The sequence below is a fragment of the Mycolicibacterium holsaticum DSM 44478 = JCM 12374 genome (assembly GCF_019645835.1).
GTDB classification, from domain to species: domain Bacteria; phylum Actinomycetota; class Actinomycetes; order Mycobacteriales; family Mycobacteriaceae; genus Mycobacterium; species Mycobacterium holsaticum.
This window is the reverse complement of sequence record NZ_CP080998.1, coordinates 3,105,641-3,117,745: the sequence shown is the minus strand read 5'-3', so window position 1 is coordinate 3,117,745 and position 12,105 is coordinate 3,105,641. Positions and strand designations below refer to the sequence as shown.

The window sequence follows — 12,105 nt, the reverse complement described above, 5'->3', positions numbered from 1 at the left end:
GAGAACCGTGGTCTTGGTCGAACAATTCGACGACGCAGGATTGCGAGATCTCACCCGGCGCGGGGACGAACTCGGCGTGTTGTCCGTCTACGTCAACGCCGACCCTAGCGAGGACCCGAACCTCGCCGCTGCCGCCATCGACCTCAAGAATCGGTTTCGCGAGTTGCAGCGCCGGGTCGCCGAGGACGGCGCTTTCGAGCGCGGCCGCGATGTGGCCACCGCCCTCGAGCGGCTTTGGCCGCAGATCGAAACCCTGATGACCCCGGCCGTATCGGGCCGCGGTCGCATGGCCTTCGCCGCGCTGGCAGGTGACTGGACGTTGCAGCTCGAAAGTGCGATGCCGGTGCCCAATCGGCTGGTGCTGGACAGCGGCCCGTTCATCCACCCGCTGCTCGAACTGCTCGACGAAGGCCGCAGGGCGGGCGTCGTCGTCATCACCGCCGAGAACGCCCGCCTGCTCGAGTGGCATATGGGTTCGCTGCGCACGGTGCAGTCGATGGAGAACGAGTATGTCCAGGCGCCACATGAGCGTGCCGGTCAGATCGGCGGCGGCCCGGCCGGACAGTTCAACACCCCGGTGCGCGAACAGCGCAAGGCGCGCGAACGCGAGCGAAGCCAGCGGTTCCTGGATCAGGTCGTCGAAACCGCCGTGGGGTTGGCCGAGCAACACGGCTGGCAGCGGATCCTGGTCTCCGGTGGCGACGCCTTCACGGAGGCGGCGGTCTCGAGGTTTCCGGCGACCGTTCGTGACACGGTGCTTACCGACTCCCGGGTGCTCAGCGGCGTCGACGACACCTCCCTGGCGCGCATGCTCACCGAACGCCTGCACACCGAGCACAAGGAGTACGAGCAACAACTGTTGACCGACGTGCGCGACGCCGCCGGGACCAAAACCGGGGTGTTGGGGTTGTCGGAGGTGGCCGGGGCGCTCAACGACGGCCGGGTCGCGCATCTGGTGTACGACCCGGAGGTCCGCTACGTGGGCTCGGTGGACGCCAACGGGTTGCTCTACGCCGGTGAGGAGGCCCCTGCGGGTACGCAGGTCACCGCGGAGCCGCGGCTGACCGAACGGCTGGTCGAGCGGGCACTCGAGATCGGGGCGTGGATCACCCCCGTCGAGGGTGCGGCCGACGGCGCACTGACCGAGGTCGACGGCATCGGCGCGCTGCTGCGCTGGTAGCGGCTCGACTTCTTCGCCGAGTGTGCGGTTTCATCCTCGACGCGCCGGTCAGGCTCAAGCGGTCGTGCCATTGTGGCAAGTGAAATGTCTGACGTAACCGAACTGCATCGCGCGCTCACCGCCCGCATCCTGGGCGGCAACGGACACGCCCCGGCGGCGCTGCGCCGCGCCGCCTTCGACAACGCCGAACTTGCCGAACCGGTGCGCACCCTCATCGACAAGGTCGCCCACCACGCGCACCAGGTGACCGACGAGGACGTCGCCGCCGTGCGCGCCGCGGGTCTCAGCGAGGATCAGGTTTTCGAAATCGTTGTGTGCGCCGCCGTCGGACAGGCGAGCCGCCAGTACGAAAGCGCTTTGGCGGCACTGACCGACGCGACCCAAGGCGGGAAACGATGAGGCTCAACGTCCTCGAGCACGGCCACCGGCTGCGCACCAAGGCGTTGTTCAAGTTGGTGCGGGTGGTCTCGCGGCAGCCTGTCGTCGACGCGGTGAAGCTGGCGATGTACCGCCCGGAGTTCTACGGCGCCGGTGCGCTCACCCATGAGGCGATGCGCGGACCTTCGGACTGGTCGATCGGCGACCGCGAGCTGATGGCGGCGTTCGTGTCGAAGGTCAACCAGACCCAGTTCTGCATCGCGGCACACTCGGCCACGTCGGGGTTGTGGTACGACGACGACGAGAAGGTCGCTGCCACGCTCGCCGATCTGGAGACCGCGCCCATCGACGAGGCCCTGCGGGCCACGCTCCGTCTGCTGGGCACGCTCACGCGAGAGCACCGTGTCGATCCCGACGACATCCGCGCCGCGCTGGCGCAGGGCGTGACCCCTGCGCAGATCGAGGACGCGCTGGCAGTATGCCTGGCGTTCAACATCACCGACCGGCTCGCTGACGCGTTCGACTTCGACCTCGCCACTCCGCAGGCCATGACCGCAGGCGCGCGGTACCTGCTGAAGCGCGGCTACCGGTAACGGTGCGGCTCAGGGAAACCGGACTGACCTGATCGTCACGTCGGCTGCGGGCCTACCCTCGTCGCCGCCATCGGCGACCCCCTCGGCGGCGATCTTCTCCAGCAGCGCCAACCCGCCGGCGTCGATGGTGCCGAACACGGTGTAGGTCGGCGGCATCGGCGAATCCTCGTAGATGAGCAGGAACTGGCTGCCGTTGGTGCCCAGCCCCGCATTGGCCATCGCCAGCGTGCCGCGCGGATATCTCACCGGGAGCCGCATCGCCGGGTCGTTGAGCCGGTACTGGTTGGTCGGGTACTCATTGGGGAACTGGTAGCCCGGCCCGCCGCTGCCCTCGCCGGTCGGGTCGCCGCACTGCAACGCGTGCAGCTGCGCGGTGGTGGCCAGCCGGTGACACGTCGTGTCATCGAAGAAACCTTGCCGCGCCAGGCTGGTGAAGCTGTGCACGGTGCACGGCGCCTTGGCGTTGTCCAGCTGCACCCCGATAGCGCCTCGGCTCGTGGTGATCGTCGCGTTGACCCGCGCAGGGTCGGTGGCCACCCGACCCACGCTCGGCGGTTTGACCGGCTTGGCCGCGCGCTCGATGGTCGCCGGGTACTGGCAGTTGGCCCCCGGTGTCGCCGACGGTGCGAACGCGGGCATCTCGGCCGCCGGGGCGGCCGCGTAGCGCGGCGACTCCGGATACGGGTCGACGTCGTCCAGGCTGCTCGCCAGTAACAGCAGGAACAGCACGCTGACCACGACCGCCAACACCGCCAGCACCGTGATCAGGTAGCTGATCACCAGACCGGCGATCGCGAGGTCGCGGCCCTGTTCACCGCTCTTCTTGATCTGTGACAGCGACATGTGCCCGAACACGATGCCCAGCGGTGCGAATACGAACGCGCATATCAGCGACGCGACGGCCAGCCCGTTGGTGCCTCTGGGCGGGGGATAGCCGTAACCAGACCCGTAGCCGTAATACTCCGGCGGATAACCGTACGGCGGCGGGTAGTCGTACGGCTGCTGTCCGAACTCGCCGCCCGGTGGCGGTGGCGGCGCGCTCACCGCATCAGTCCAGCAGAATCGACGTCACCTTGACGTCTTGGGCCGGTGCACCGTCCTCACCGCCGCCGGCGACCCCGGCCTCGGCGATCTTGTCGAGCGTGGCCAGCCCCGTCTCGTCGATGGTGCCGAACACCGTGTAGTTCGGCGGCAGTTGCGAGTCCTGGTACACGAGGAAAAACTGGCTGCCGTTGGTGTTGGCCCCGGCGTTGGCCATGGCCAGCGTGCCGCGCGGATAGGTCACCGGCTGCATCAACTTGGGATCGTCGGGCTGGTACTGGTTGGTCGGGTACTCGTTGGCGAACTGGTAGCCCGGCCCGCCGGTGCCCTTGCCGGTCGGGTCACCGCACTGCAGCACCGACAGCGAGTCGCTGGTGGTCAGGCGGTGGCACACGGTGTCGTTGAAGTAGCCCTGCTGCGCCAGGCTGGCGAAACTGTTCACCGTGCACGGCGACTTGCCGTTGTCGAGCATCAGCCCGATGTCACCCTGGTTGGTCTCCATGCTGGCGCTGATCTGCGCGGGATCGGTCGGCACCTTGCCGCTGCGCGGCGGATCGGCCTGCTTGCTGGCTGGCTCCGCGGTCGCCGGATACTGGCAGTTCTCACCGAGACCGGCCGGGGCGGCGAACGGCGGCAGCCCGCCCTGACCCGTCGGCGCCGGCGTCGAGGTGGTCGGCGTGGCGGTGGTGTCGGCCACCGACGCGGTGTCGGTGTCCGAGTCACGGTTGGTGATGACGAACGTCGCGACGACGGCGGCGATGACGACCACCGCTGCGACGGACCCGCCGACGATCGCGTAGATGCGCCGCTTGCGGGCCTTTTCCGCCCGACGCTCGAGTTGACGTTCGAGTTTGCGCTTCGCCGTGGCACGACGCTGTTCGTTGGTCGGCACCGCCCGTGACCTCCTCGTGTCGATTGATCGGAAACGAGTGTGCCAGGCATTGCTGTGGATGGCGCTGCGGCCCACCCGGTTGGGGGATGGAAAACTGGAGGCCGTGTTGATCACCGGCTTTCCGGCAGGCATGTTGGCGTGCAACTGCTACGTGCTGGCACCGCGGGCCGGGGCGGACGCCATCGTCGTCGACCCTGGCCAGCGGGCGATGGCACCTTTGCGCCGGATCCTGGATGAGAACCACCTCACCCCGGCGGCGGTGTTGTTGACCCACGGGCACATCGACCACATCTGGTCGGCGCAGAAGGTCGCCGACATGTACGGCTGCCCGGCCTACATCCACCCCGAGGACCGGTACATGCTGACCGATCCGATCAAGGACTTCGGGCCCCGGGTAGCGCAGATCGCGTTCGGCGCCCTGTTCCGCGAACCCAGGCAGGTCGTCGAACTGGACCGGGACGGTGACAAGCTCGAACTCGGCGGCATCACGGTCACCGTCGACCACACCCCCGGCCACACCCGCGGATCGGTGGTGTTCCGGGCCTCGGAGGGCCCGCAGGAGGTGGTGTTCTCCGGCGACACGCTGTTTCGCCAGTCGGTCGGCCGCACCGATCTGCCCGGAAGCAGCGGCCGGGATCTGCTCGGCTCGATCGTGACAAAACTCTTGGTGCTCGACGACGACACCGTGGTACTACCTGGGCACGGTGAGAGGTCCACGATCGGCTTCGAACGTCGCAACAACCCATTCCTCGAAGGCTTGAGCCAGTGACTGAATTTCAGGCGCCCAAGGGCGTCCCCGATTACCTGCCGCCCGAGTCGGCGCAATTCGTCGGCGTGCGTGACGGTCTGCTCGACGCCGCCCGGCGCGCCGGCTACGGCGACATCGAGTTGCCGATCTTCGAAGACACCGCGTTGTTCGCCCGCGGGGTGGGGGAGTCCACCGATGTGGTGTCCAAGGAGATGTACACCTTCGCCGACCGCGGCAACCGCTCGGTGACGCTGCGCCCGGAGGGCACCGCTGGGGTGATCCGCGCGGTCATCGAACACGGCCTGGACCGCGGGCCGTTACCGGTCAAGCTCTGCTACTCCGGACCGTTCTTCCGCTACGAGCGTCCGCAGGCCGGCCGCTACCGCCAGCTGCAGCAGGTCGGGGTGGAGGCGATCGGCGTCGACGATCCCGCGCTGGATGCCGAGGTGATCGCCGTCGCCGACGCCGGGTTCCGCTCGCTGGGGCTGGACGGTTTCCGGCTGGAGATCACCTCGCTGGGCGACGACAGCTGCCGTCCGCAGTACCGCGAACTGCTGCAGGACTTCCTGTTCAAGCTCGACCTCGACGAGGAGACCCGCCGGCGCGCCGAGATCAACCCGCTGCGGGTGCTCGACGACAAGCGCCCCGCGATCCGGGAGATGACCGCCGAGGCGCCGGTGATGCTGGATCACCTCTCCGATGTCGCCAAGCAGCACTTCGACAGCGTGCTGGCCCATCTGGACGCGCTGGACGTGCCCTACGTCATCAACCCGCGGATGGTGCGCGGGCTGGACTACTACACCAAGACGACGTTCGAGTTTGTGCACGACGGACTTGGCGCCCAGTCCGGGATCGGTGGCGGCGGCCGCTACGACGGGCTGATGAGTCAACTCGGCGGAAAAGACCTGTCCGGCATCGGCTTCGGGCTCGGCGTCGACCGCACCGTGCTGGCGTTGGCGGCCGAGGGCAAGTCGGTCGGCGGCACCGCGCGGGTCGAGGTGTTCGGGGTGCCGCTGGGTGAGCAGGCCAAGGCCAAGCTGGTGGTGGTTGCCGCCCGGTTGCGGGCCGCCGGTGTGCGCGTGGATTTGGCCTACGGTGACCGCGGCATCAAGGGCGCGATGCGCGCCGCGGACCGCTCCGGTGCCTCGATCGCGCTGGTGGCCGGTGACCGCGATATCGAGGCAGGCACCCTCGGGGTGAAGACCATGGCCACCGGTGATCAGGTCGACGTGCCCGTCGACGATGTGCTCGCCGAGGTCCTCGCCCGCCTCAGGTAACCCGCGAGCCCTTTTCCCGCGACCCTTTTCCCGCGAGCGTGCGTGTCTGCAGACGACACGCCGATTGTTTCGCGTATTTTGCGCACGCTCGCGCTGGGTTCACAAACAGCCGGCCGGGCCGCACAGACAACTCGGCTTCATTTGCCGCTCCGAAATATTATCGATCATGTTAATTTGACTCCCAGGTCTGACGCCCAATTGGGGCGGCGGGCCGTCGTCGGAGCACCCGTGCACCATGCGCTGGCGTCTTTGCTGGCAACTGACACACGTTGCAGATCGGCGAGCCCGACAGTGATGCAGCTAAGGAGATGCGTTGGCCGCTCCCACTCCGCGAAAGCCACGTCGGATAAAAGGCCGTCACCGCAAGCCCGCCAAGAACTGGCTGGGGGTCAGCGCCGTCGGCGTCGGTTTGGCCGCGGCACTCCTCACCGGCCAGGGGGTGGCAGCAGCAGACACGGCGGACTCGACGTCCTCGCAGGACAACCCCGGCGGTGGCGACACCGGCAATCGAAGTGAGACCGATGCCGCTAAACCCGCCGGTGCGCCGAACGTTTCGAGCGGAGCAGACGTCGACGACACCGAAGACGTCGACGACACAGACGACGACACCGAAGACCTCGACGACGACACCGAAGACGACACCGAAGACGTCACCGAAGGCGACACCGACGACACAGACGACGTCACCGAGGACGGAACAGACGGGGAACCAGAGTCCCGCGAAGAGGCCGACGATCCGGAGAGCACCCCGCCGCCCGAGCAGCCCACTGCGACTGATGAATCAGCCGTTGAGCTGAGCTCTCCACAACCCTTCCCCGACGACATCTCTGCGGCGGAAGAAACGCCACCGCCGGTCAACGACAGCACCGATCTCATCGTCATCGAAGCAGTGAATAGTGAAGGCACCGCGGACGTTTCGGAGGACGAGCCCGGCGCACCAGGACCCGCTGAAGGCGTCTTGAACGACAGCTCCGCCGAGCCGCCAACCTTGGCCGACGGCGAGACCCCCGACGAGAACGAGGAAGTCGCAGCAGCTGCCACTGAAGTCGCCCGTGAACTTTTGAAGCAGCTCGGAATCACCCCGGACGGCAACTCAGCGCCGACGACGCCCGTCGGCATGATGCTGCAAGCGCTGTGGGTATCCGCTCGACGGAACGAAGATCCTTTCGTTGCGCTAGTCGGAGTGTTGGGCCCGATCGCCGAGATGGTGGGCGAAGCGGTCCTCGCAGAAGTCAGTAGGTCGATCGGCTGGATCCCGGGAGTGGGAACAGCTATGTACGCAATCAGCGCCCTATTCAACGTCTCCGCACTGGGCGCGGCCGTGCTGCGTGGCGACCAGAATGACATCCTCGACGAGCTCCACGATCTTGCACGTGATGTCGTCGGCATGATTCCGGTGATTGGTGCACCGATCGCAGCCGGTATGTACGGGGGACCCACTTCGATCTTCGGCGCGGGCGCACCCATGGGGGCCTGGGGGGCCGCACCCATGGGGGCCCTGGCCGCCGCGCCCATGGGGGTCCTGGCGGCCGCACCCATGGGGGCCTTGGCTGCCGGTGTGGCCGCCGCGACGCCCACGCCCGGGACGGCCGAGTGGTACTTCCAGGGCGTCCTTGTCCGGGCGATCAACCGGCTGGTCGGCTGGCCCGGGCCGCCGCGGAACTTTGTCGACATCACCAATTCCCAAACCGACCACACGCTCGACCTCGCCAACGACCAACTCGAGGCCCTGATCGCCAACGCGGTCCCAGGCAGTCCCGCGCGCTGGGTTCCTGACCTCCAAAGCGTCCTTGGGCTGTTTTTTGTATCGGCCGTCCCGGGTTATACGTTCGTCGACACGCTCAATGCGGCGGGAGACTTCCTGAACCGGGTGGTGCCGCCCTTCACGATCGCCCCCGGCGCAGACACTCTCGGTGTCATCACCCCGTACAAGATGATGGGGGCCGCCGTGGTCGGAACGGCAACCGTTCTGAAGAACATGCTGAACGGCGTCTACGACCCGGTTCAGATCGAGATCGACGTCATCAAGGCGACCACCGGGGCGGTCGTCACCGAAGCAGACCTCAATGATTTCGACAGCCTCCTGGCCAAGGTCGCCGCCGCTCAGACGGCGGCCATACTCGGGCTCGGAGACGGCGGTGCGTTCCACGAACCCGAGCGGGCCTGGGACGTGACTTTGCCCGCCTGGACAGCCGAACAGGTGAACCCGTTCACGCTCGTGACCTACGTCGCGCTAGTCGCTGTCTACAAGCGGTTCCAGGAAATGGCTGTCCTGACAGAGTTCGACACCTGGACGACTTACGAGAGTTGGCTTTACACCATCAATTTGGGGGGCCCGAGCTCGCAGTCCCAGTACGCGGCGGGATCGTTCCATGCGGCCGATCCCGACGGCATCGGGGTGGACTTCGGGGTATCGCTGCTCGGGACGTTCGTCTCCGAAGGCGGGGCGTTGGTCACCATCAACACCGCCAACGGCGGCTACACCTACACCAACACGCTGCCCGGCGCGGCGTTCTTCCACCGGGCAACCTCGGAAAACGAGGCCGACAGGTACGACATCGTCCACATACCGGTGGAATCCGCGGACGGTGTCAGATACACGCTCCCGTTCAAGATCCTGATCATCGACGGGACGGACGCCAACCCGACGGCAAGCCACACCGTGGGCGGCTCCGACGCGGCAGGCGTGGTGAAGGGCAAAGTCACCGGCAGCGACTCCGACGGTGACACGTTGACCTACACGCTGGTCGAGTCGTCGGTCAACGGTCTGAACGGCAACTCGGCCTACACCAAGAACGGCTCCGGCAACGGCGGCATCGTCACCATCAACCCTGCGACAGGCGACTTCACCTATGTGTCGTCGGCGACGGCCGGCGCCACCCAGAGCTTCCAGGTGCGGGTCGGCGACGGTCACCACGGCAGCACCATCGTGACGGTGACCGTGTCGAACGTCACCTCGATCACCCCGGCCAATGTCGACACCTCGACGCCGTACGTCGTCACCGGTTCCGTGCCTTCCTCGACCAACCAGCCGGGCGTGTTCACCGGCTACTCGCTGGGAACGCCTCCGGGGAAGGGCACGATCACGGCGTTCGACCCGACCACCGGGGCCTTCACCTACGTCCGCGACGCGGGCCTGGGCCACAGCACGACGGCCGACGACGTGGTCACGATCATCGGCACCGCCGCCAACGGCCGCACGGTCACCCTGCGGGTGAACGTCCAGCCCACGATGCCCAACACCGCTCCGACCCTGACACTGACCCAGACCCCGACGGTCGGCACCCTGAACGGCACCACCCAGACCAGCACCGGAAAGCTGACGTACTACGACGCCGACGGCGACGCTCCGATCTGGCCGACGAGTGTGACCAGCTCGCGCGGTGGCACCGTCACCATCGCCGCCGACGGCTCGTTCACCTATACGAGCAACCTGACCACCGCCCAGCGGCACGCAGTCGCCAAGATCGATGCTGCGAGCAGCATCTACAACGGTGTCACCCTGGCCGCCTACGAGGACGCGTTCACGATGACCGTCGCCGACGGCTTCGGCGGCACCGCCCAGCTCACGGTCGTCGTGCCGATCTACGCGATCAACAGCCCGCCCGTGATCACCGGTTTCGGTGGCCTCGCGTGCGCCTTCTGGGCCTGCACGGTGGGCACGATGACCGTCAGCGATCCTGATGGCGACGACATTCCGAACTCGAATGTCACCCCCGGCACGGGTGCAGGGCGCACCGTCGCGACCGGATCTGTCACGGTCTGGGGCTCTGGCGTCACCACGATCTCGTGGGACGCCGGCGGCTTCTTCGGCACCACACCGACCGACAACACCTTCACCGTCTACGACGGCCATTGGACCGTCACCAGCGGAGTGGTCAACGTGGGCGATTCGGCGAAGTTCTGGGCGAACTGGGCCGACGACTCTGGCGACCGAACCACCGGAAACTAGCGCTGATGCCTTACGTCCGCGCTCTGGGTCACGGCGGTCAGGATCTCGTCGATGCCGCCGACGCCGCCGTCGAACGGGTTGCCGCGCTTGAGCACCTTCGTGCCACCGGGCGTCACCGCAACCAATTTCGGTGAGCTCGAACCGATTTGGAGCCGACGCGCGAAGCGCACCTGATCCAGCTGCACGATCGCGCCGCCGCGGTAACTGAACAACCCGAGCTTGCGGTCGATCACCGCCACGGGCCGGCATTCGTTGAGCGGACGCCCGCGGTTGCGTCGGATCCTGCGCACCACGACGACGACGACCACCGCCAACACGACTGCGACCGCCACCAACGCCGCGCCCAGCGTCGCGGAGGGCGTGCCGGTGACGAGCGCGACGACGCCGAACCCACCCGCGACGAGCGTGAGCATGCCGAGTACGAACGCCAGCACCGCCGACGGCCCGGTTCCGCGGTCGATGACCAGGACGCGGCGTCCGTCGTCGGTGACGACGAGGCCACCGGTGTCGGCGATTACCTGGGGTTGCGATGACGTGTCCACGCCTGCAGCGTGCCACCTCGCCTGTTGCGAGCGTGCGTGAAATCGCCCAGATCGTCGGCGTGTCGGCGGCAAACACGCACGCTCGCCAGAAGTGGCTCACCAAAAGGCGGGTGTAACGATTCGGTAGGGTGCGGCGATGTGAGGGACATGCGAACTGCGACATTTCGGGTCGGGGCAGCGCTCGCGCTGGCGGCCGCATCCATCGGAGTCAGTCAGGCCACCGCGAACGCGGAGCCGACCACCCATCAGGTCCGCTACACCCTCACGTCACCGGGTAACGCCGCGGATTACAAACTCAACTACCTGATCGCGCAGCCGGCGAGCAAAGAGGCATACAACGCCGATGCGTACGCGTACCTCAAGAGCGAGCAGGTCGACCTGGGCCCGGGTGCGCCGTGGGTGTTCGAAACCACGCTCGAGGATCCGCAGTGGGCGATCCTGACCGCGAGCACCGGCGTGCACGCCATGCAGGGCGCGCCGAATCCGCACTGCGAGATCGCCGTCGACGGTGAGGTCGTCGTCTCGAACACCGGCCCCTACACCGCGCATTGCCAACTCGGGCAGTGGTAACCCAGCCCTAGTCAACGGCGCGCAGCGCGCGCACGAACGCGGCGACGGCCTTGCCGATCTCCTCGGGGCTGTCCTCCTGGATGAAGTGCGTCCCGGCGACGGTGACCTCGGTCTGATTCGGCCAGGTGCGCACGAAGTCCCGCACCCGCCCGCGCGTGATCGCGCCCGGCTCGGCGTTGACGAACAGCTTCGGCACGTCGCTGTGGGCCAGCCACTGGCCGTATTCCTCGACGATCGCGACGACGTCGGCGGGTTCGCCCTCGATCGGGATGTTGCGCGGCCATGACAGCGTCGGGCGCCGGTCTTCACCTGGGGTCAGGTACGGCGCGCGGTAATGCTCGATCTCCTCGTCGGTGAGCGTGCGCTGGATGGCGCCGGGCAGCACGGCTTCGACGAACAGGTTCTGCTCGAGGATCATCGCCTCGCCGTCGGCTGAGCGGAATCCCTCGAAGAGCGGGCGGACCGGGTCGGGGAAATCCGCCCAATCGATCGGCATGGCAATGGCTTCCATGTAGGCGATGCCTGCCACCCGATCGCGGTGCTGGTTGGCCCAGTCGAAGCCCAGCGCCGATCCCCAGTCGTGCAGCACGAGGATGACACGGTCACCCAGATCGAGTTCGTCCCACAGCGCGAACAGGTAGTCGCGCTGTTCGGCGTAGTGGTAGCGGTCCGGCCCGGAGTCCTCGAGCTTGTCGGAGGCGCCCATGCCGATCAGGTCGCATGCCACCAGCCGGCCCAGTCCGTCGAGGTGTGGCATCACGTTGCGCCACAGATACGAGGAGGTGGGGTTGCCGTGCTGAAAGACGATCGTGACGCCGTCGGCGGCCTCGCCTTCGTCGACGTAGGCCATCCGCCTACCGCGGATCTCCTGGTACTGCAACTGTCCGTACGGTTCGGCTCCCACCACGATGCGCATTTTGCCAAACCGCCGG

11 protein-coding genes are annotated in these 12,105 nt (G+C 67.3%); 7 read left to right on the top strand and 4 right to left on the bottom strand.

Annotation, left to right across the window (positions count from 1 at the left end):
* Window positions 1–7 precede the first annotated feature (7 nt).
* The 3 genes from K3U96_RS15015 to K3U96_RS15005 all read left to right on the top strand — a co-directional run bounded on the left by K3U96_RS15015 (window position 8) and on the right by K3U96_RS15005 (window position 2,151).
* Window positions 8–1,180 (top strand): MSMEG_1130 family ribosome hibernation factor, encoded by a 1,173-nt coding sequence (locus K3U96_RS15015; protein WP_069403996.1) that lies wholly within the window; start codon window positions 8–10, stop codon window positions 1,178–1,180.
* Window positions 1,181–1,264: 84 nt separating this feature from the next.
* Complete coding sequence (locus K3U96_RS15010; RefSeq protein ID WP_069403997.1) at window positions 1,265–1,579, top strand: carboxymuconolactone decarboxylase family protein; 315 nt, start codon at window positions 1,265–1,267, stop codon at window positions 1,577–1,579.
* Window positions 1,576–2,151: a carboxymuconolactone decarboxylase family protein gene (locus K3U96_RS15005; RefSeq protein WP_069403998.1), complete on the top strand. Its 576-nt coding sequence runs from the start codon at window positions 1,576–1,578 to the stop codon at window positions 2,149–2,151. Before K3U96_RS15010 ends, K3U96_RS15005 begins: the two co-directional genes overlap by 4 nt.
* A 9-nt stretch (window positions 2,152–2,160) precedes the next feature.
* On the opposite strand, the gene K3U96_RS15000 is transcribed toward K3U96_RS15005, so the two are convergent.
* Window positions 2,161–3,195: a peptidylprolyl isomerase gene (locus K3U96_RS15000; RefSeq protein WP_220690231.1), complete on the bottom strand. Its 1,035-nt coding sequence runs from the start codon at window positions 3,193–3,195 to the stop codon at window positions 2,161–2,163.
* Window positions 3,196–3,199: 4 nt separating this feature from the next.
* Window positions 3,200–4,084 (bottom strand): peptidylprolyl isomerase, encoded by an 885-nt coding sequence (locus tag K3U96_RS14995; protein WP_220690230.1) that lies wholly within the window; start codon window positions 4,082–4,084, stop codon window positions 3,200–3,202.
* A 103-nt stretch (window positions 4,085–4,187) separates the two neighbouring features.
* On the opposite strand from K3U96_RS14995, the gene K3U96_RS14990 reads away from it, so the two are divergent.
* The 3 genes from K3U96_RS14990 (at window position 4,188) to K3U96_RS14980 (ending at window position 10,061) form a co-directional block, all read left to right on the top strand.
* A complete protein-coding gene (locus K3U96_RS14990; protein WP_069404022.1) occupies window positions 4,188–4,853 on the top strand; it encodes an MBL fold metallo-hydrolase in 666 nt (221 codons plus the stop codon).
* Window positions 4,850–6,109 (top strand): histidine--tRNA ligase, encoded by a 1,260-nt coding sequence (hisS, locus tag K3U96_RS14985; protein WP_069404001.1) that lies wholly within the window; start codon window positions 4,850–4,852, stop codon window positions 6,107–6,109. Before K3U96_RS14990 ends, hisS begins: the two co-directional genes overlap by 4 nt.
* Window positions 6,110–6,422: 313 nt before the next feature.
* A complete protein-coding gene (locus tag K3U96_RS14980; RefSeq protein WP_220690229.1) occupies window positions 6,423–10,061 on the top strand; it encodes an Ig-like domain-containing protein in 3,639 nt (1,212 codons plus the stop codon).
* Here K3U96_RS14980 and K3U96_RS14975 read toward each other — a convergent pair.
* Window positions 10,058–10,603, bottom strand: coding sequence for a hypothetical protein (locus K3U96_RS14975; protein WP_220690228.1), 546 nt, complete (start codon window positions 10,601–10,603; stop codon window positions 10,058–10,060). The genes K3U96_RS14980 and K3U96_RS14975 overlap by 4 nt on opposite strands.
* Before the next feature lie 147 nt (window positions 10,604–10,750).
* On the opposite strand from K3U96_RS14975, the gene K3U96_RS14970 reads away from it, so the two are divergent.
* Complete coding sequence (locus tag K3U96_RS14970; protein ID WP_220690227.1) at window positions 10,751–11,173, top strand: Rv2576c family protein; 423 nt, start codon at window positions 10,751–10,753, stop codon at window positions 11,171–11,173.
* 7 nt (window positions 11,174–11,180) lie between these two features.
* Here the strand turns inward: K3U96_RS14970 and K3U96_RS14965 are convergent, their stop codons facing one another.
* Window positions 11,181–12,080, bottom strand: coding sequence for a haloalkane dehalogenase (locus K3U96_RS14965; RefSeq protein ID WP_069404004.1), 900 nt, complete (start codon window positions 12,078–12,080; stop codon window positions 11,181–11,183).
* Between the last annotated feature and the right edge of the window lie 25 nt (window positions 12,081–12,105).

Excerpts from the sequence above, each read along its gene's own strand:
- K3U96_RS15010 (WP_069403997.1), top strand. The coding sequence starts at position 1,265 with ATGTCTGACGTAACCGAACTGCATCGCGCGCTCACCGCCCGCATCCTG.
- K3U96_RS15005 (WP_069403998.1), top strand. The coding sequence starts at position 1,576 with ATGAGGCTCAACGTCCTCGAGCACGGCCACCGGCTGCGCACCAAGGCG.
- K3U96_RS14970 (WP_220690227.1), top strand. The coding sequence starts at position 10,751 with ATGCGAACTGCGACATTTCGGGTCGGGGCAGCGCTCGCGCTGGCGGCC.